The sequence below is a fragment of the Tomitella cavernea genome (assembly GCF_016599145.1).
Lineage (GTDB): Bacteria > Actinomycetota > Actinomycetes > Mycobacteriales > Mycobacteriaceae > Tomitella > Tomitella cavernae.
Map to the genome: position 1 here is coordinate 1 of NZ_JAENKO010000058.1, position 19,610 is coordinate 19,610.

Here is a 19,610-nt window from a genome sequence, read left to right on the forward strand (position 1 = left end):
ATCGCCGGGGCCTCCTACGACTGTGGATAGGCCGGGCAGGCGGCTCCTGCCTGGTAACCCACGAGGATTCGTCAGGCTGGCCCCGGCCCGCAACCGCTCACGCGAGCGGCCACCTCATACCGTCTGACCGGGCCTCCGTGCCGGCGTACCGGTCCGGGGCGCCCCGCGGCGTCCCGGGCCGGTGCGCCGGGCCACGGTAGCGTTCAACCATGACCGGCGCGCCGCATGAATCGATCCTGTCCGAGGCCCTGCTGCGGCGCATCAAGCGCAACTCGCGGCGGCTCGCCGTCGAGGCCATGCGCTCGATGGAGTTGCAGCTTCCGTTCGTCACGGCGCTCGACGCCTCCCAGCGTGCCGATGTGCAGATGGTGGTGCAGACGGCCGTCGCGAACTTCGTCGACTGGCTGCACGACCCCGACGGCGACATCTTCTCCACGGTGGAGGCCTTCCGCGTGGTGCCCCAGGACCTGACCCGCAAGGTCCGCCTGAGCGAGACGGTCGACATGGTGCGCGTGGCCATGGAGTTCTTCGAGCAATGGCTGCCGTTGATGGCCCGGGACGACGACCAGCTGGTCGCGCTGACCGAGGCCGTCCTGCGCTACGGCCGCGACCTCGGGTTCGCCGCGGCGGCGGTGTACGCCTCGGCGGCCGAGTCCCGCGGCGCGTGGGACACCCGGCTGGAGGCGATGGTGGTCGACGCGATCGTCCGCGGCGACACCGGCCCCGCCATGCTCTCGCAGGCGGCCACCCTGAACTGGCAGCCGACAGCCCCGGTGACCGTGCTCGTCGGAGCACCGGCCGTCGACTACAGCGGTGAGGCCGTGGAGCGCGTGCACGCGCTCGCCCGCGCGGACGGCCGCTCGGTCCTGGCGGTGGTGCAGGGGTACCGGCTGGTCGTGGTGGTCAGCGGCGAGGTCTTCGCCGGGGGGACGTTCATCTCCGGACTGCTCGACTCGTTCGACGACGGTCCGGTGGTGGTGGGTTCGACGGTGCCGGGACTGGCCCTGGCGCACGAGAGCGCCGTCGAGGCGTTGCGCGGGTACCAGAGCGCGGTGGGCTGGCCGACGGCGCCGCGGCCGGTCCCCGCGTCGGACCTGCTGCCGGAACGCGCGCTGATCGGCGACAGGTCCGCCCTCGACCAACTCGACCGTCTCGTCGTCCAGCCGCTGCTCGACAGCGGCGGCGGGCTGCCCGAGACGCTGGACAGTTACCTGAACACCGGTGGCTCGATCGAGGCCTGCGCGCGCGAGTTGTATGTCCATCCAAATACTGTCCGGTACAGACTTCGGAAGATCTCCACCGTCACCGGGCGGGACCCCGCCGATGCACGCGACGCGTACGTCCTCCGTGTTGCGTTTTCGGTGCACCGCATGATGAAAGCGGGGGTCAAGCCGCTCACATCCGCCACTTCAGTCACACTCTCCCCATGATGTAACACAATGGCCACTGTGACAGATGGGCGTGCAAACTCGCTGGTTTTGTATGGTTCCTACAATTTCAGCGGTGTACGTTCGTTTCCGTCGACACTCCGGAAACCGCCCTCGACAGTGTTGTCTGTACTACGTGAAAGCACTGCTCGCCCCGGGACAGGGGTCCCAGAAGCCCGGAATGCTGACGCCGTGGCTCCAGGCGCCCGGCGTCCATGACCGACTCGCCGCGTGGTCCGAGGTCGCCGGGATCGATCTCGTCCGTCTCGGCACCGTCGCCGAGGCCGACGAGATCACCGACACCTCCGTCACCCAGCCGCTGGTCGTGGCGTCCGCGCTGGCCGCGTACCGGATGCTGCGCGACGGCAACAGCGCCGGCGACGACACTCCCGCTGACGCTTCCGCTGCCGGCTCCGCGATCACCGCGGGCCATTCCATCGGCGAACTCGCCGCGGCCGCCATCGCCGGAGTCCTCACCGACGAACAGGCGGTACGCCTGGCCGCGGTGCGGGGACAGGAGATGGCCCGCGCCTGCGCCATCGAGCCCACCGGCATGACTGCGCTGTTGGGCGGCGACGAGGCCGAGGTCCTCGCCCGCCTCGCCGAGCTCGATCTCACGCCCGCCAATCGCAATGCGAACGGCCAGATCGTCGCGGCCGGCACGCGGGCGGCCCTCGACGAGCTCGCCGCAGCGCCGCCCGCCCGCGCCCGCCTGCGCCCGCTGGCCGTGGCCGGCGCCTTCCACACCCGTCACATGGCACCTGCCCGCGACGCCTTCGCCCAGGTCGCCGCGCAGATCGCCCCGTCGGACCCGACCATGCCGCTGCTGTCGAACAGGGACGGCGCGCTGGTCACCACCGGTGCGGACGCGATGCAGCGACTCGTCGACCAGATCACCCGCCCCGTCCGCTGGGACCTGTGCTCCGCAGCCCTGCGCGACGCCGAGGTCACCGCCATCGTCGAGTTGCCGCCCGCCGGCACGCTGGTCGGCATCGCCAAGCGCGCGCTGCGCGGCGTGCCATCGGTGGCCGTCAACGCCCCCGCGGACCTCGAGGCCATGTCGATGCCCGCCTGACGCGCCCCAAGAACTGCGCACCCGGATCTGCGCATCCTCATCCGATCCGGAACCCGGAACCACAACGAACACGAACAGAAGGGACCACCACCGTGGCCATCAGCCAGGAAGAGATCGTCAAGAACCTCGCCGAAATCATCGAAGAGGTCACCGGCATCGAGCCGTCCGAGGTCACCATGGAGAAGTCCTTCGTCGACGACCTCGACATCGACTCGCTGTCCATGGTCGAGATCGCGGTCCAGACCGAGGACAAGTACGGCGTGAAGGTCCCCGATGAGGACCTGGCCAACCTGCGCACCGTCGGCGACATCGTCGAGTACATCCAGAAGCTCGAAACCGAGGGCGGCGCCTCGGTCGACGCTCAGTGACCGCTGCGGTGACGCACGCCGGTCTGCGGCTGCACCCGGTGGTGGTGACCGCGATGGCGGTCACCAGTTCCGTCGGCGGTGACCTCGAGTCCACGTGGTCGGGGTTGCTCAACGGCCGCTCGGGCATCGCGACGCTCACCGACGAGTGGGTCGAGCGGTTGGACCTGCCGGTGCGCATCGCCGGGCGCCTCGCCGCAGATCCGACCGAATCGCTCAAGAAGGTCGAGAAGCGCCGCCTGGACTACATCGAGCAACTCGCGCTGGTGCTGGGCCGGGACGTCTGGGACCGCGCCGGCAGCCCGGGGGTGGAGGCCGAACGTCTGGGCGTCGCCGTCGGCACCGGGATGGGCGGAATCGAGACGCTGCTGGAGAACACCGCGAAGCTCGAGACCGAGGGGTACCGCAAGGTCTCGCCCATCGCGGTCCCCGCGATCATGCCCAACGGCCCCGCCGCCACCATCGGGCTCGAGATCGGGGCGAAGGCAGGGGTGCACACCCCCGTCTCCGCATGCGCCTCGGGATCCGAGGCCATCGCCATGGCCTGGCGCATGATCGCCATGGGCGAGGCCGACGTCATGGTCACCGGCGGAGTGGAGAACCGCATCAGCGCATTGCCGATCGCAAGCTTCGCGATGATGCGCGCCACGAGCTTCCGCAACGACGACCCCGAGGCCGCGTCCCGCCCGTTCGACAGGGACCGCGACGGCTTCGTGTTCGGCGAGGCGGCGGCCATGCTGGTGCTCGAGCGCGAGGACCACGCGCGTGCCCGCGGGGCCACTGTCCTCGGCCGCGTGTTGGGCGCCGGAACGACGTCCGACGGTTTTCATATCGTGGCTCCGGACCCGGAGGGATCCGGGGCGGCCCGCGCCATGTCGAAGGCCATCGAGTACGCGGGGATCTCCCCCGGCGACATTGCACACGTCAACGCGCACGCCACCTCGACGAGCGTCGGCGACCTCGCCGAGGCGAAGGCCATCCAAGCCGCAGTCGGGGGGCACCCGTCGGTCTACGCGCCCAAGAGCGCACTGGGGCATTCCATCGGGGCGGTGGGGGCCCTGGAGGCTGCGCTGACGTTGATGAGCCTGCGCGAGGGCATCATCCCGCCCACGCTGAACCTGGAGAACCAGGATCCGGAGGTGGACCTGGACGTGGTCGCCGGCGGTCCCCGCAAGGGAACGTTCGACGCGGCGATCAGCAACTCGTTCGGGTTCGGCGGGCACAACGTGTCGCTCGCGTTCGGGCGGGTCTGACGCGGGACACCTCCGCACACGGGCACCCGCACGGCGGGCCCCGTCACAGCTCCGCGAGCTGAGGCGGGGCCCGCCGTCGCAAGCGCGGCACGCCGCCGACCGGCCCAGGGCCTCACCGCGCGCCGACACCGTATACGGTGTCTTTCGATCGAGTCACCGACGCACAGTCCCCGCGGAATCGACGCGCTTGACGCACCGACGGGCCGTGCCGAGCCGACAACCGAAGGACCCCCGTGCCCGACACCCCTCCGAGAGTCACCGTCGTCGTCCCCACCTACAACGAGCGCGAGAACCTGCCGCGGCTGGCCGCCGGGCTCGCCGGACTGGGGCTGCCCGCCCTGCGCCTGCTCGTGGTCGACGACGGCTCGCCGGATGGCACCGGGCAGGTGGCCGAGGGCCTTTCCGGCACGCTCCCCCTGCAGGTGGACGTGCTGCACCGGACGGTCAAGGACGGCCTCGGCCGCGCGTACGTGGCAGGCATGCTGCGTGCCCTCGACGACGGCGCGGACGTCGTGATCCAAATGGATGCGGACCTGTCGCACCCCGTCGGCGCCATACCGGAGATGCTCGACGTACTCGCCCGCACCGATGCCGCGGTGGTGCTGGGCTCGCGCTATGTCGCCGGCGGATCCGTCGCCGAGGACTGGGCCTGGCACCGCAAACTGCTCTCACGCGGGGCCAACCGCTATGTGGACACGATCCTGCGACTCGGGGTGCGCGATGCCACCGCAGGCTTCAAGGCCTGGCGTGCGGACGCACTCAGGTCCGTCGGCCTCGACAAGATCGAGAGCAACGGATACTCGTTCCAGGTGGAGATGAACCATCGCGCAGTGCGGCAGGGGCTGCGGATCGCCGAGGTTCCCATCCGCTTCGAGGAACGCACCGAGGGAGCCTCGAAGATGACCCTCGCCGTGCAGTGGGAGTCCGCGTTGATGCCGTGGCGGCTGCGCTGCGGGCGCGGCTGAGGCCTACCCGGACCTTCCTTCCGCGGCAGCCCGTGCGTCCGGGCGCCGGAGCACGGCGATCAGCCGACGTCGCGGCCCAGCAGCGTGATGTGACCGCCGTCGCCGCACCCGCGGAAACCCTCCAGGGCGTCGTCCCAGGCCGTGCCGAGCGCTGTCTCGAGCTCGGACGCCAGACTGTCAGCGCCTGCCGCGAGCATCGCGCGCAGCCGCTGTTCCCCCAGGACCACGTCGCCGTTGGCGCTGGTGCTGCCGCGCCAGAGTCCCAGCCCGGGGACGTGGCTGAACCGCTCGCCGTCCACGCCCTCGCTGGCGTCCTCGGTGATCTCGAAGCGCAGCATCGACCACTCGCGCAGGGCGCCGGCGAGGCGCGCGCCGCTGCCCACGGGGCCGACCCACTCGATCTCGGCGCGCAGCAGCCCCGGAGCGGCCGGTTGCGCCGACCATTCCAGGTCCGGGGCGCTGCCCAGGACCCCGGTCAGCGCCCATTCGATGTGCGGGCACAGCGCAGCGGGCGACGAGTGGACGTACACCACGCCGTTCGTCGCTTCAGCGAACTGGTTCAGGTTGCGCACGGCAGACCTCCGTTGTAGACGAGGGACGTCTTCCCCAACGACCTCGTGTCTCGCACGGATGTCCGGTGCCGTGTGTGCTATGCGGTGTACAAGTTACCAGTGCGCAACGTGTGGCACCAGTGACGCCGCGCCTCCCCCTGTGCAGCAGTCAACTGTGGTAGCCGGTTATCTCGATGGCGCCGGTCGCCAGAGCACCCAGCACCACCGAGGTCGACACGGTCGCCATCACCCGCCGGCGCGCGAGCACATTGCCCTCATGGAGCCGGTGCTTCTGCAGACTGTCGCCCCGCCGGTAGCAGCCCAGACCGAGCACCACCAGGATCCCGACACCGACGAGAGGCGCTATGGCGGCCTTTCCCCAGCCGACCTCCGCCGCCTGGCGCAGCATCAATGCGGCCACCACCATGGCCGACAGCGCCGTACGCCGCCAGGACAGCGCGGTCCGCTCCGGCTGCAGCCCCGGATCGTCGAAGGCGGAGCTCACCGCGCCACCGGAACGGTCGCGCCGGGCCTGCCCGCCGCGACCGCCCGCCGATCGGCCGCCACGGTCATAGCAGGATCACCGTGACCGCGGCGAACAGCGCGATGACCGTGGCCCCCAACGCCAGGATCGGCACCAGAGTGGATCCCGGCAGCGGCATGCTGCGCCGCATCGCCTGCTGCACGGAGCGCCAATGGAAGTACGAGCCTGCCGCCACAGCGATGGCGAGGATGACGCAACCGAGCGCGATGACCGTGCGTGCCCCCTCCACGTGCAGCGGCTCCACCAGCTGGTGCACCACGACACCCCCGGCGACCAGCCCCAGCGACGTCCGGATCCATGCGAGGAACGTGCGCTCATTGGCCAGCGTGAACCGGTAGTCCGGCTCCTTCTCCTCCGGGACCTCCGGGGTCTGCGTGCCGCCGCGGTCGTCAGGCATCGGCGCCGCCTCCCGTCGCCTTCCCGTCGCCTGCAGCCTTCCCGTCGCCTGCAGCCTTCCCGTCGCCTGCAGCCTTCCCGTCGCCGGCAGCCTTCCCGTCGCCTGCAGCCTTCCCGTCGCCTGCAGCCTTCCCGTCGCCTGCAGCCTTCCCGTCGCCTCCGGTGACGACGGCGTCGGACAGAGCCGGCCAGAGCGGTGTGGCCCAGCCGCCGAAGGCGCGGTCGGTGAGCGCGACGCAGGCGCACCCGGCCGCCGGGTCCACCCACAGGAACGTGCCCGATTGTCCGAAGTGGCCGAAGGTGTGCGGCGAGTTGCGGCCGCCGGTCCAGTGCGGGCTCTTGCCGCCGCGCAGTTCGAAGCCCAGCCCCCAGTCGTTGGGACGCTGCATCCCGTACCCGGGGAGCAGCCCGTCGAGCCCCGGGAACTGGACCGTGGTCGCCTCGGTCAGCGTCGTCGGGTCCAGGAGGGTGGGCCGCTGCAGCTCGGCGGCGAAGCGTGCGAGGTCGGCGACCGTCGAGCGTGCCCCGTGTCCCGCGGGGCCCCGCAGGACCGTATCCGCCATGCCCAACGGGGCGAAGACGCCTTCGGCGAGATACTCGGCGAAACCGATGCCCGTCTCCCGCGCGACGAGCTCCGCCAGCACCTCGTAGCCGGCGCTCGAATAGATCCGCCGCTCCCCCGGCGCCGCGCGCACGCGGTGCTCGTCGAACGCCAGGCCCGACGCGTGCGCCAGCAGATGCCGGACGGTGGACCCCGGGGGGCCGGCCGGCACGTCGAGTTCGACCGCGCCTTCCTCGACCGCGAGCAGGACCCCGATGGCCGTGAGCAGCTTGGTCACCGAGGCCAGCTCGAACACGGCGTCGACCGGGCCGCGCGCCGACACCGCGCCGTCCGCGGCGACCAGCGCGGCCGCGGCGTTGTCCACCGGCCACGCGTCGATCCTCCGCAACGCCGCCGCACGATCCTCCGCACCGCGGCGCGCGCCCACCGCTCCGTCGCCGCCCGCATGCCGATTGTCCCGATCGAGTCGCTCCACAGTCACAGCGTAGGAGACGAGTGCGCCGCGGGAGCGTCACGGGCCGCGGCCGGGGACGACGTCGCGCCCCCGTCGTCGGCTGCCGGCGCCCACGCGACGGGGCCGCCGGCCTCCGGTGCCGTTCCGTCCGAGCCGGCGGCGTCCTCCGGCCCGCCGGTACCGGCGGGCACTATCGTCTCGGTCTTCGTCTCCGAGTAGACGTACTGGCCGCCGCGCAGCCACGAGGCGATGGCGGCGATCAGGCAGGCGACGATCGCGAATCCGAACGCGACCGCGAGCCCGTCGGCGAACGGGCCGGAGATGAGCTGCGGGAAGAAACTGCGCCCCGTCAGGTATTCGGCGTGCCCCGGCGGCAGTTGCGCGAGCACGTCGCCGCCCAGGAGCGAGCCGATGGGGTTGTACCCGAGCAGCGAGGCGAACAGCACCGCCACCGGCGGCAGGGCCGCGATCTGGTCCGCCTTGACGGCCGGGACACCCTGGGCGATCAGGCCGGACGAGAGCGTGTCCGGAAGAGAATGCGACAGGCCGGTGATGATGAGGCTGAAGAAGATGCCGATCGAGAGCACCATGGCGGCGTTCTGGAACGTCGTGGACATTCCGGCCCCCACCCCGCGGCGGTTCGGCGGGAGGCTGTTCATGATGCCGGCCCGGTTCGGCGCCGCGAACAGGCCCATACCCAGCCCGTTGACCAGCAGGATGACGGCGAACTGCCAGTAGACGAAGTCCACCGGCAGCACCATGAGCAGCACGAACGTGGCGGCGGCGATGACCATGCCACCGGTGGCGAACAGTCGGGCGCCGAAGCGGTCGCTGAGCCACCCGGATACCGGTCCCGCCACGAGGAAGCCGATCGTCATGGGGACCATGTAGATGCCCGCCCACAGCGGCGTCGACTCGAAGCTGTACCCGTGCTGCGGAAGCCAGATCCCCTGCAGCCAGATGATGAGGATGAACATCAGACCACCGCGGCCCAGGGCGGACAGCAGGCTGGCCAGGTTGCCCGCGGTGAACGCCCGGATCCGGAACAGGCCGAGCCGGAACATCGGTTCCTCGACCTTCGTCTCTACGAGGCAGAAGATCCCCAGGACGACGCCCCCGCCGATCAGGGCCGTGAGCACCCACGGGTTGGACCATCCCATCGTGTGCCCGGCGTACGGCTGGATGCCGTAGGTGATGCCGACGAGCACGGCGATCAGGCCCACCGCGAACGTCAGGTTGCCCCACGGGTCGAGCTTGGTGCGCTGACGGATGCCGGTGTCGTGCAGTCGCAGATAGGCCCACACCGTGCCGAACAGGCCGATGGGCACGGACACGAGGAACACCAGGCGCCAGCTGATCGGGGCCAGCACCCCGCCGAGGACGAGCCCGATGAACGAGCCGGCGATGGCGGTGACCGCGTTGAGGCCCAGCGCCAGGCCGCGCTGGTTGGTGGGGAACACGTCGGTGATGATCGCGGACGAGTTGGCCATGAGCATCGCACCGCCGACCCCCTGCAGCACGCGCATCACGATCAGCCACCACGCCCCCGCCGTGCCGCCCATCCAGGTGACCGAGAGCATCACCGAGAACAGCGTGAACACCGCGAACCCTGCGTTGTACATCCGCACGCGGCCGAACATGTCCCCCAGGCGGCCGAAGCTGACCACCAGCACGGCCGTCACCACGAGGTAGCCCATGATCAGCCACAGCAGCAGGCTGGTGTTGCCCGGCTCCAGCGGATTCACGCCCAGCCCGCGGAAGATGTCCGGCAGGGCGATCAGCAGGATCGACGAGTTGATGGTGGCGATCAGGCTGCCGAGCGTCGTGTTCGACAGGACGATCCACTTGTAGTGCGGCTTGCCGGTGTCGCGTTCAGCGCGGGCGTGTCTGCGTGTCTGCCGTGTCGGAGCCGTCATGCCCGACCTTCCTCTATCGACTTTCGCGGTCTCGGGGCCGGGCCCACGGTAGTCCGCACTCAATGCATCGTGCACCTAAGTATCTCGCGAATCGGGTGTTGTGGCGACACCCGGACGTCCGGATGCGGGCGCTTCACACCCGTGGCCGACCGCCGGTGGCCGTCTTGTACTGTGATGCTGCACGCGCCGGGGGCAGTAGCTCAGCTGGTCAGAGCAGCGGACTCATAATCCGTCAGGTCGTGGGTTCGAGCCCCACCTGCCCCACATTCGATACCGGTCCGCGACGGGTCTCGAGCGGTTTCGATGCCATGCGGCTTCGCTCTGGACCACTCGACTACGCCCTACGCCGCCGGACTACGCCTCGTCTTTTCGTCGCACCATCTTCGCGATCCACGTGGGCGCGTACGGCGACGTGCATCCCGGCGGCGTCGGGTAATCCTTGCCGGCGCCCGCCCGTTCATCGCATTCCTCCCACTCGCCGCGAGGATTCCATCCAAGGCCGCCATCACGTGTCAGTGCGCCAGAGCGGCGGTGGCGAAGACGCCGAAACCCCCGGTAGATACGATGATCTACCGGGGGTTTCGCTTGCTCCCCCGACTGGACTCGAACCAGTAACCCTTCGATTAACAGTCGAATGCTCTGCCATTGAGCTACGGGGGATCACACCGGCGACAGGCGGTGCCCGCGCCGATCACAGACTCTAGCGCACACCACACCCGGCATGCCAAATCGCCCCCGCCCGCCGCCCGGGTTCCACTCGATGCGGCGAGCGGCGTCCGGTTCCGGCACCCACTATCCTGGCTGGAAGTATGGGTCCGGGGCCTTGAGCCTGAACCTGGGAGCCGGCCGCCGCGCAGGAGGCCGGCCCGCGTCGACGGAGGAGAGCCGATGATCGGGATCGTGTTCGCGGCGGGCGCCGGCTATGTGCTGGGCACCAAGGCGGGGCGGCGGCGCTACGAGCAGATCAGCCGCGCGGCCAAGGCCATTGCGGAGAGCCCCGCCACGCGCACCGCCCTCGACGCAGGCCGCCAAAGGTTGTCGGAGGCGCTGAGCACCGAGCCGCGGTTCACAAGGATCGAGTCGATCGACGACGAGACCACGGTCTATATCCCGGAGGCGGAGGAACAGCGCTGATGACGGCGGGCAGGTGAGCACGAACGGTCACCACCGGCCTCTCACGACCGGCGGCACGGTCAGCCGATGGGCACGTCGTCGCGCGCCCCCACCGCCTGGTCCAGCAGCCCCCGCCGGTACTGCTCCAGTGCCACCAGGTCGCCGAACAGCGCCCGATACCCGTCGGCGTCCTCGGCCGGGGACATGCGCTGCAGCTTCGACTTGAGGTCGGCGATCTGCTCGCCCACCCACACTTCCTGCAACCGGGCCAGCACGCCGCCGATGTAACGGGGCACGTCCGCCTCCGCCACCTGCATGTCCTCCACCGCCAGCTCGGAGACCAGCGAGCGCACCTGCGCACCGGTCATCCGCGGCGTCCCGTCGCCGGGGCCACTGACGATGCCCTCGCCGGTCACGGACACCGCCTCCACCCACTGCCCGCCGCCGAGCCCGGCAGCCGTACCGCCGGCCGCCTCGATCGCCGCACGGACGGTGGCATAGGCCGGGTGCGTGAAGCTGTCCGCGGGAAGCGAATCGAACACCGCCCCGGCGATGCCCGGCTCCTGTAGCGCGGACTTGAGGGATTCGCGCTGCGGCCACAGCGCCGGGTCGCGACGGTCCGGCCGCGGCACCGCGGGCGCCTCCTGCGGCTGCTCGTCCTCCACACCCGACCGGCCCGGGCGCGCCGTCCCCGCGGGCGCGCGCCGGCCGCCGCGGCGCGACTCCTCGCGCACCCGGCGCACCACCTGCGGGATGTTCGGCCAGCCCACCCAATGGTCCGCGAGGCGTGTGGCGTAGCCGTCACGCAGGGCAGGATCCTTGATGCGAGCGACGATCGGCACCGACCTGCGCAGCGCCTCGACCCTGCCCTCCTCCGTGTCCAGGTCGATGCCGGCGATGATCGACCGGATCGCGAACTCGAACATGGGCACCCGGCGCGCGATGAGATCGCGCACCGCGGCGTCGCCGCCGGCCATGCGCAGCTCGCACGGGTCCTGCCCGTCCGGCGCGATGGACACGAAGGTCTGTGCGGTGACCTTCTGATCGCCGTCGAACGCTTTGAGCGCCGCGGCCTGCCCCGCACTGTCGCCGTCGAAGGTGTAGATGATCTCGCCGCGGAAGTAACTGTCGTCCAGCAGCAGCCTGCGCAGCAGGGTCAGGTGGTCGCCTCCGAAGGCCGTACCGCACGCAGCGACCGCCGTGGGCACGCCCGCCAGATGCATCGCCATCACGTCGGTGTATCCCTCGACGATGACGGCCTGGTGCCGCTTGGCGATCTCCCGCTTCGCCAGGTCCAGCCCGAAAAGCACCTGCGACTTCTTGTACAGCAGCGTCTCCGGCGTGTTGACGTACTTGGCCTGGATGGGGTCGTCCTCGTGCAGCCGGCGCGCGCCGAATCCGATGACGTCGCCCGTCAGGCTGCGGATCGGCCACAGCAGCCGGCGGTGGAACCGGTCCATCGGCCCGCGCTTGCCCTGGCGGGACAGTCCCGCGGCCTCGAGCTCTTTGAACTCGAATCCCTTGCTCAGCAGGTGCTTGGTCAAAGTGTCCCACCCCGCGGGCGCATAGCCGCAGCCGAACATCCGCGCGGCCTCCGCGTCGAAATCGCGATCCCGCAGGTACGCGCGCGCCGCCTCCGCATCCGGCTGCGCAAGACGCTCGGCATAGAACTCCTGGGCCGCGGCGTTGGCGGCGACCAGCCGCGCGCGCGTTCCGCGGTCCCGGCGGATCGCCGTGCCGCCGCCCTCGTAATTGATCTGGTAGCCGGTCTTGTCGGCCATCTGCTCGACGGCCTCGACGAACCCGATGTGCTCGATCTTCTGCAGGAAGCTGAAGACGTCGCCGCCCTCCCCGCACCCGAAGCAATGGAAATGGCCGTGGTTGGGGCGCACGTGGAACGACGGGGTCTTCTCGTCGTGGAACGGGCACAGGCCCTTCATCGAATCGGCGCCGCCTCTGCGCAGCGCCACATACTCGCCGACGATGTCCTCGATGCGAACGCGTTCTCGGATCGCTGCGATGTCACGTTCAGGGATTCGGCCGGCCACACGTGCAGTGTAGAGGCGTGGAGTCGACGGGGGCAGGCGCCCTGATGCGCCCGGCGACCCGAGCACCCGTTGCACCCGGCGAGCGCCCGATCACGCGCACGCGGCGGGAGTCAGTCCTCGGAACGGGCGCCGAGCGCCCCTATGCCCAGCCGGCCTGGTCGGAACGGCCATCGCGGTCGATACGCTCGAGCCGGCTCTCCGTGTACGAGGCGATCTGGTCCACCACCACCCGCACGCGGCGCGCGTCGTCCGGGGCGCGTTCCCAGTCGGCGCGCAGCATCGGATCCAGCGACCCCGGCGCGGTGCTCAACAGCCACTGGGCGGCCCTGTGGATCCGCTCGCGCTCCCGGTCCTGCCGCTTGCGGTGGCCCGGATCCGACATCACGTACCGCAGTGCCACCGTCTTGAGCAGCAGCACCTCCGCCGCCACCACGGCCGGCACCTGCAGGTCGGTGTCATAGCGCGTCAGCCTGCCCTTGCCTGCGACGGACCGCGTGCCGGCGATCGCCGCCGAAGTGAACCGGCCGACGAGTTCACTGGTCATCCGCTTGAGAGCCACCGAGGAGGGCAGGGTGCCGTCGTAGACGCCCACCGATTGCACCACCGGCAGCACGGACAGCCTCTGCGCGGCCTCGATCAGCTCGTTCTCCCCCACTGCGGAGAACTCCGACCAGCCCATCGCGGCGAGCGCCCGCTGTTCGGCGGGGTCGGCCAGCGCGCGCAGGTCGATGCGCCCGGAGATCACCCCGTCCTCGACGTCGTGCACCGAGTAGGCGACGTCGTCCGCCCAGTCCATCGCCTGCGTCTCCAGGCTTTGCCGTCCTTGCGGCGCGCCCTGGCGGACCCAGGCGAGGATCGCGGCGTCGTCGTCGTAGGCACCGAACTTGGCGCCGGGGGCCTGCCGCAGCCACGGATACTTCATCGCCGCGTCGAGCGACGCCCGCGTGAGGTTGAGCCCCAGCCCCTCCCCCTGCGGGCCCAGGACCTTGGGTTCGAGGCGAGTGAGGATGCGCAGGTTCTGCGCGTTTCCCTCGAACCCGCCGCAGGACGCGGCCACCTCGTCGAGCGCCCGCTCCCCGTTGTGACCGTAGGGAGGATGGCCGATGTCGTGGGCCAGCCCGGCCAGGTCCACCAGGTCGGGATCGCAGCCGAGGCCGTCGGCGATGCCCCTGCCGATCTGCGCCACCTCGATGGAATGGGTGAGGCGCGTGCGCGGGGTGTCGCCCTCGCGCGGCCCCACCACCTGGGTCTTGTCCGCCAGGCGGCGCAGGGCCGCGCTGTGCAGGACGCGGGCGCGGTCGCGTGAGAACGCGCTCCGATGCTCCGCGTCCGCTCCGGTGAGGCCGGCCGTCTTGGGCGCCTCGTCCCCGATGCGCTCGAGGTCTGCGGGTGTGTATCCGCTCACCGGCGTACCTGGCCTTCCCTCGTCTGCGTCCCGCGTGCACCGCTCGCGGCGTCGTGTTCCGACGCCCGCGCGTCCGGCGCCGTCACTCCTTGATCACATCAGGAAAGTCGGCCTGATAGTGGGTGAGCTGATACCACAGCAGCGCGCCCGTCTCCCGCACGATGCCCTTGATCTGCGCAGACCTCGTGGTCACTGCCGGCCCGCTGCGGGTGGGCGCGACGGTCGCCTCCAGCCCGGAATCGCGTGCCATGGTGCGTGCCCGCAACGAATGCCACGGGTCGGAGGTGATCACGATGGAGTCGACGCGCCGACTCTGCAGCATGGCCGACACCGCGTCGATGCTGCCGAGGGTGTCGGACCCGACCGCCACTGCGAGCACGCTGTCGGCGGGCACGCCCTGCTCGATCAGGTACTGCCGCCCCGCCTCCGCCTCGGTGGTGGAATCGCCCTGGATCTTTCCCCCCACGGTGACGATCGTGGGCGCGACGCCCTCGTCGAACAGCTCCGCGGCCATGTCCAGCCGCGCCTGGAACACCGGCGACGGCGTGCCGTTGTACTGCGCGGCGCCCAGAACGAGGATCGCCCCCGTCGGCGTCCGGTCGTCGATTCGGGCCACTTGCCACACGCGGAATGCGGTGCCGGCCACCAGCAGCACGCCGACGATCAACACGCCCGCGACTCCGCGACGCAGCCACCGTGCCAGCGTGCCGCCGACCCCCAGTCCAGTGTTCATCGCCGACCAGTCTGCCAGCGCACCGGCGCGCGCCGCGACGCCGCACCCCGGGCCGCTCCATCACCCCGGTCTTACGGCTAGGTTCTGGGTATGCGTCCCGCCCACCCCCACACAGTCGGACCCGTCCCCTGCGCACCGACCACGGGCCTTTCCCGCACCGCCGCGGCGTCGGCCCCGGCGCCCCGCCGGGCGTTCGCCTCCGCGGCCGTGCTGGCCGTGGCGTTCCTGCTCGCCTGCACAGCGCTGCTCACGCTGCCTGCCACCGCGGAGGCGGAGGCCCCGTTCCGCCTCCCCCAGCAGATCACCGATCACGCCGGCGCCCTCGGGGACCGCGCCGGCGACGTGCAGAACGCGGTCGACGACCTCTTCGCGCAGCACCACGTGCAGTTGTGGGTGGTATACACCGGCTCCTTCGATGGCATGGACGGCGAGCAATGGGCGCGGCAGACCGCGGCGGCGAGCGGCCTCGGATCCGACACCATGCTGCTCGCCGTCGACACGGGCGACGGCGCGTTCGGTTTCACCGGCTCGGTGACCGGCCTGAGCGACGCGCAACTGTCCTCCGTCATGAACGACGACATCGTCCCGAAGCTCCGCGAGCACGACTGGGCGGGGGCGGCGATCGCCGGGGCGGGCGGCCTGTCCTCCGCGCTCGACGGGCCAAGCTCGGCGCCGCTGATCGTGGGCGTGGTGATCCTCGTGCTCATCATCGGCGGTGCGCTGGTGTGGGTGCAGCTCCGCAAGCGCCGCCGACGGCGGGCCGAGGCCGCGGCGGCGCGCGACACCGACCTCACCGACCCGCGGAACCTCGCCGGACTGTCCACCGAGGCGCTCGACCAGCGCTCCCGGGAACTGCTGGTGGAGACCGACAACGCGTTGCGCACGAGTTCCGAGGAGCTGCGGGTGGCCACCGAGGAGTTCGGCACCCGCGCCACGGAGCCGTTCCGCTCTGCACTCACTGCCGCACAGCGGGCGCTGTCGGCGGCATTCGGCATCCGCCAGCGGCTCGACGACGCCATCCCCGAGTCTCCGGACCAGCGGCGCAGCATGCTCACCGACATGCTCGTGCACACCGGCCGCGCCAACGCCGCGCTGAACGAGCAGGTCGCCGCGTTCGACGCGATGCGCGACCTGGTCATCACTGCGCCTGCCCGCCTCGACGCGCTCACCGAACGCCTGATCGCGCTGAAGGCCCGTCTGCCGCGCGCCCGGTCCACCTTCGCGGATCTGCAGGCACGGTTCGCCGCCTCCGCCCTGGCCGCCATCGAGCCGAACATCACGATCGCCGAACAGCAGGCCGACTTCGCCGACGAGGGGCTCGAGGCGGCGCGCGCGGCGGTGTCCGGCCCGGGTGGCGATCCCACCGACGCGGTACGCGGCATCCGCACTGCCGAGCGCGCCCTGGACCAGGCGGGGACCCTGCTCGACGCAATCGACTCTGCGGAATCCGACATACGGCATGCCGTCGCGGCGATGACGGCGACACTCGCCGACGCGCAGCAAGGGGCGGATGCCGCCCGGAGCCTGTCGGTCTCGGGGGCGGTCCGGGTGGAGGCCAACCGCGTCCGGCTCGACGATGCGCGCGCACGCGTCGAGGCCGCGCTGGCCGACGCTCAGCAGCACAAGGAGTCGGACCCGCTGAGCACCTACGAGGCGGTGGTCGAGGCGGACGCGGCGCTGGACACCGTCTACGCGCAGACCACGGACCGGGTGCAGGAGAACCGGCGGGCGCGAGCGCTGGTGGACCAGACCATGGACAGCGCGCGGGCACGACTGGACGCCGCGGAGAACTTCATCACGCCACGGCGGGGCGGCATCGGGCCGGAGCCGCGCACCCGCCTGTCGGAGGCGCACCGCCACTTCGACGAGGCGCGGCGACTGCGCGACACCGATCCGCAGGCGGCCCAGCGCGAGGCCCACGCCGCGGCGGCCCTGGCCCAGCAGGCACTAGGCCTCGCGCAGCGGGACTTCACCCACTGGTCCGGGCCGGGCGGGTTCGGCGGCTATGGCGGCTATGGCGGCGGCTACCGCGGGCGGCGTTCCTCGGGGGCCGGCGCGATGCTCGGGGGCATCCTCATCGGCTCGATCCTCGGCGGCGGCCGGGGCGGCGGATTCGGTGGTGGGTTCGGCGGGGGCGGGTTCGACGGCGGCGGGGGCGGGTTCGGCGGCGGCGGGGGCGGATTCAGTGGCGGGGGCCGGTTCTGAGGTTCCGCATCCCCCGTACCGCGGCAGCGGACACGCAGCCCGCGCCGAGACCCGGGCCCGAATCCGATGCGGGACGGAGGCACCCCGGAGACGGCGGCTCTCGCGCATCGACGGCCGCAGCGTTCCGGGACACCATCGCCGTCGGCTTCGGCCTCTTCCCCCTGGGGCTGGCCTTCGGCGTGCTTCTCACCCAGTCTGGACTGGCGTGGTGGTGGGCGCCGGTGTTCTCGATGATGATCTACGCGGGGTCGCTGGAGTTCCTGGCCATCGGGCTGCTGCTCGCCATGACGCCGCTGGCGCAGGTGGCCTTGACTGCGTTCATGGTGAATTTCCGCCACGTCTTCTACGCCCTGTCGTTCCCGTTGCACAAGGTCCGCGGACCGCTCGCCCGGACCTACAGCATGTACGCGCTCACAGACGAGTCGTACGCCGTGACCGCCACCCGTCCGGAGGCGGAGCTCACCGGCGGGCGGGTGCTGGGCATCCAGATGTTCTGCCAGCTCTACTGGGTGGGCGGCGGTATCGCCGGGGCCCTGGTGGGATTGGCGATCCCCGGCCGGGTGGAGGGGCTCGACTTCGCACTGACCGCGCTGTTCGCGGTGCTCGCCGTCGACGCCTTCCGGGTGCGCCGAGACGTCCCCACACCGGTGCTGGCGCTCGCCTGCGCGATCGGCGCGCTGTTCGTCCCCTCCGGCGCGTTCCTGGTCGTCGCGATGGGCGCGTTCACCGTCGTCCTGCTCGCCCGGTACGGCGTGCGACGCACTAGGCTGCGGCGCAGTGCGCCACGGGTCAGGCCGTCGGCGCAGGACTCCGGGAGTCCCGACGGGGCGGACGTCCGGGAGGGGGACGCGTGACCATGCCGTCCACCGGATACCTCCTCGGCGCACTCACGGTGATCCTCGTGGTGACATTCGGTCTGCGCGCGCTGCCGTTCGCCTTCGTCGCTCCGGTGCGCTCGTCGTCGCTGCTGCGGTTTCTCGGAGCCCACATGCCCGTGGGCATCATGGTGATCCTCACCGTGTACACGCTGGCGGGAACCCCGCTCACCGTCGCGGGCGCGGCGCCCGCGGCTGCGGCGCTGGCGGCGAGCATCGGGCTGCACCTGTGGCGCTCGAACGCGCTCGTCAGCATCATCGGCGGGACGGGCCTCTACGTGCTGCTGGTGCAGCTGTGGGGCTGACGAGCCCCATCACACCCGCAGGGCCCGTCACTTGCGCGGCCCTTCGCAGCCAGCCGTTGCCTTCCGCCCGCAGCACCGCCTCTGCGCGCGTTCGCGTTCCGCCACCACGGCCGGTTCCGAGAGACTCTCCCTCGCCTCGCGCAGTTCGTCGTTGCGCGTGATCAACGGGCCCCCACGCCGCCACGGCGCTCAGGACCAGCTGCTCCAGGAAAAGATCCTCGCTCTCCCACCCCGGCACGGTGTGCGTGAGCACGGCCGCCGCGACGATCACCGCCACGACGACGGACCATCCGAGCCGCAGGGGGCAGCACCATCACCTCGTCGACCGGGCGCGACGACGTGAAGAGCGACGCGAACAGCTCGACGGTCTCCCGCACGGCGACGTCGCGCAGCAGGCCGCCGTTCTGCAGGACCGCGGCCACCCGCCCCGCCGCCACTGCCGCGGACGGGTCCCCGCCGAACAGCCGTACCTCTCCCGCATCGGGTGTCAGCAGGCCCAGCAGCATATCGATCGTGGTGGACTTGCCCGCCCCGTCGGGCTCGAGGAACGCGACGATCTCGCCGGGACGCACCGTCATGCTCAACCCGTCCACGGCGACCACCGCGGACGCGGAATTGTTTGCGCAGATCGTGCAACTGTATTGCCGGTGCGATGTTCATGTACCGGTCGTGCCGCCCGCGCCCGGCCGACACCCCGTCCGTCGCTCACGGATCGGGCATGACAGATGTCATGATCGCAGTGGTGGCCGTGCGTGCCCCGGCGCCCGCCGACCCGCCCGTACCAGTCCACGCCGACCCACCCGCAGCCCAGATGAAGGCAACAGATGACGCCTCCCAGCGAACCCAGCCCACGCACCCGCCGGCCCCGCAATCCGCTCTCGGCGCTCGCCCGCCGCCTGGGCCGGCACGAGTGGTTGATGCGGCTGGCGCCGGCGATCATCCTGGTCGAGTCGTTCCTGCGCCGCTGGAGCGGAAACCGGATGAGCCTCGTGGGCATCGCGGGACTGCCGTCGGTGCAGATCACGGTGCCGGGCAGGCGCACGGGCATCCCGCGTACGACGGCACTTCTGGCGGTGCCGCTGGACGACGGCTTCATCGTCACCGGGTCCAATTGGGGCCGCGCCGAGGCGCCCGCCTGGGCGTGGAACGTCGGCGCTGTCGAGCATGCCGAGGTGCACGTCGGCGCGCGCGCGGTGACCATGCGGGTGCATCGCGTCTGCGAGGCCGAACGCCCGCAGTACTGGGCGGACATCGTGCACTATTGGCCCGGCTATGCGATGGAGCAGCGGCTCGCGCCGGACCGGCTGTTCCCGATATTCCACCTGCGTCAGCGTGGCGGTACCGCGCGGCCGGGCCCGGCGACGCACGGCGCCGCCCCCGCCGGCGACGAAGCCGGCGGGGGCGGCGGCCGGACGGCG

At 71.2% G+C, this 19,610-nt stretch carries 18 protein-coding genes, 2 tRNA genes and 2 pseudogenes; 11 read left to right on the top strand and 11 right to left on the bottom strand.

Annotation, left to right across the window (positions count from 1 at the left end; genetic code table 11):
* Positions 1-209 precede the first annotated feature (209 nt).
* From JJ683_RS16290 to JJ683_RS16310, 5 genes are all read left to right on the top strand, one after another.
* Positions 210-1,430 (top strand): PucR family transcriptional regulator, encoded by a 1,221-nt coding sequence (locus JJ683_RS16290; RefSeq protein ID WP_200175660.1) that lies wholly within the window; start codon positions 210-212, stop codon positions 1,428-1,430.
* Positions 1,431-1,563: 133 nt separating this feature from the next.
* Positions 1,564-2,502 (top strand): ACP S-malonyltransferase, encoded by a 939-nt coding sequence (locus JJ683_RS16295; protein WP_200175662.1) that lies wholly within the window; start codon positions 1,564-1,566, stop codon positions 2,500-2,502.
* 92 nt (positions 2,503-2,594) lie between these two features.
* Positions 2,595-2,870 (top strand): meromycolate extension acyl carrier protein AcpM, encoded by a 276-nt coding sequence (gene acpM / locus JJ683_RS16300; RefSeq protein WP_182346898.1) that lies wholly within the window; start codon positions 2,595-2,597, stop codon positions 2,868-2,870.
* Positions 2,867-4,120 (top strand): KasA/KasB family beta-ketoacyl-ACP synthase, encoded by a 1,254-nt coding sequence (locus JJ683_RS16305; RefSeq protein WP_200175664.1) that lies wholly within the window; start codon positions 2,867-2,869, stop codon positions 4,118-4,120. The genes acpM and JJ683_RS16305 overlap by 4 nt, the downstream gene beginning before the upstream one ends.
* Before the next feature lie 233 nt (positions 4,121-4,353).
* A complete protein-coding gene (locus JJ683_RS16310; RefSeq protein WP_200175667.1) occupies positions 4,354-5,085 on the top strand; it encodes a polyprenol monophosphomannose synthase in 732 nt (243 codons plus the stop codon).
* Between the two features lie 59 nt (positions 5,086-5,144).
* On the opposite strand, the gene JJ683_RS16315 is transcribed toward JJ683_RS16310, so the two are convergent.
* The 5 genes and pseudogenes from JJ683_RS16315 to JJ683_RS16335 form a co-directional block, all read right to left on the bottom strand.
* Positions 5,145-5,657 carry a DUF3145 domain-containing protein gene (locus tag JJ683_RS16315; protein ID WP_200175669.1) on the bottom strand — a complete coding sequence of 171 codons (513 nt, stop codon included), beginning with the start codon at positions 5,655-5,657 and terminating at the stop codon, positions 5,145-5,147.
* Positions 5,658-5,805: 148 nt separating this feature from the next.
* Complete coding sequence (locus JJ683_RS16320; protein ID WP_200175671.1) at positions 5,806-6,141, bottom strand: DUF202 domain-containing protein; 336 nt, start codon at positions 6,139-6,141, stop codon at positions 5,806-5,808.
* Between the two features lie 64 nt (positions 6,142-6,205).
* On the bottom strand, positions 6,206-6,577 hold the full coding sequence (locus JJ683_RS16325) for a YidH family protein (RefSeq protein ID WP_200175673.1): 372 nt from the start codon (positions 6,575-6,577) through the stop codon (positions 6,206-6,208).
* 160 nt (positions 6,578-6,737) lie between these two features.
* A pseudogene (locus tag JJ683_RS16330) lies at positions 6,738-7,565 on the bottom strand (serine hydrolase domain-containing protein); the annotation flags it as partial.
* A gap of 50 nt (positions 7,566-7,615) precedes the next feature.
* Entirely contained in the window at positions 7,616-9,508 is a 1,893-nt protein-coding gene (locus JJ683_RS16335; protein ID WP_200175674.1) for an MFS transporter, read from the bottom strand.
* 189 nt (positions 9,509-9,697) lie between these two features.
* Here JJ683_RS16335 and JJ683_RS16340 point away from each other — a divergent pair.
* A tRNA-Ile gene (locus JJ683_RS16340) sits at positions 9,698-9,772 on the top strand.
* A gap of 90 nt (positions 9,773-9,862) precedes the next feature.
* Here the strand turns inward: JJ683_RS16340 and JJ683_RS19245 are convergent.
* Positions 9,863-9,967: pseudogene (locus tag JJ683_RS19245) on the bottom strand (DNA alkylation repair protein); the annotation flags it as partial.
* Positions 9,968-10,096: 129 nt separating this feature from the next.
* Positions 10,097-10,168 (bottom strand) — tRNA-Asn (locus tag JJ683_RS16345).
* A gap of 228 nt (positions 10,169-10,396) precedes the next feature.
* Between JJ683_RS16345 and JJ683_RS16350 the strand changes: the two genes are divergently transcribed.
* Positions 10,397-10,642: a hypothetical protein gene (locus JJ683_RS16350; RefSeq protein ID WP_200175675.1), complete on the top strand. Its 246-nt coding sequence runs from the start codon at positions 10,397-10,399 to the stop codon at positions 10,640-10,642.
* A gap of 59 nt (positions 10,643-10,701) precedes the next feature.
* On the opposite strand, the gene dnaG is transcribed toward JJ683_RS16350, so the two are convergent.
* The 3 genes from dnaG to JJ683_RS16365 form a co-directional block, all read right to left on the bottom strand.
* Entirely contained in the window at positions 10,702-12,669 is a 1,968-nt protein-coding gene (dnaG, locus tag JJ683_RS16355; protein WP_200175676.1) for a DNA primase, read from the bottom strand.
* Between the two features lie 139 nt (positions 12,670-12,808).
* Entirely contained in the window at positions 12,809-14,074 is a 1,266-nt protein-coding gene (locus JJ683_RS16360) for a deoxyguanosinetriphosphate triphosphohydrolase (protein WP_200175677.1), read from the bottom strand.
* Positions 14,075-14,156: 82 nt separating this feature from the next.
* The gene (locus JJ683_RS16365; protein WP_200175678.1) at positions 14,157-14,807 is read right to left on the bottom strand and encodes a YdcF family protein; all 651 of its coding nucleotides are present in this window, start codon (positions 14,805-14,807) and stop codon (positions 14,157-14,159) included.
* Between the two features lie 90 nt (positions 14,808-14,897).
* Between JJ683_RS16365 and JJ683_RS19485 the strand changes: the two genes are divergently transcribed.
* The 3 genes from JJ683_RS19485 (at position 14,898) to JJ683_RS16380 (ending at position 18,192) form a co-directional block, all read left to right on the top strand.
* A complete protein-coding gene (locus JJ683_RS19485; RefSeq protein ID WP_200175679.1) occupies positions 14,898-17,012 on the top strand; it encodes a TPM domain-containing protein in 2,115 nt (704 codons plus the stop codon).
* Between the two features lie 134 nt (positions 17,013-17,146).
* Entirely contained in the window at positions 17,147-17,866 is a 720-nt protein-coding gene (locus tag JJ683_RS16375) for an AzlC family ABC transporter permease (RefSeq protein WP_307810990.1), read from the top strand.
* Positions 17,867-17,868: 2 nt separating this feature from the next.
* Positions 17,869-18,192: a branched-chain amino acid transporter permease gene (locus JJ683_RS16380; protein WP_200175685.1), complete on the top strand. Its 324-nt coding sequence runs from the start codon at positions 17,869-17,871 to the stop codon at positions 18,190-18,192.
* Positions 18,193-18,353: 161 nt separating this feature from the next.
* Here JJ683_RS16380 and JJ683_RS19490 read toward each other — a convergent pair whose 3' ends face one another.
* Positions 18,354-18,770 (bottom strand): ATP-binding cassette domain-containing protein, encoded by a 417-nt coding sequence (locus JJ683_RS19490; RefSeq protein ID WP_200175681.1) that lies wholly within the window; start codon positions 18,768-18,770, stop codon positions 18,354-18,356.
* A 246-nt stretch (positions 18,771-19,016) separates the two neighbouring features.
* Between JJ683_RS19490 and JJ683_RS16390 the strand changes: the two genes are divergently transcribed.
* Positions 19,017-19,610 (top strand): nitroreductase family deazaflavin-dependent oxidoreductase (locus JJ683_RS16390; protein WP_307810989.1); only part of this gene is annotated, 594 nt, incomplete at its 3' end.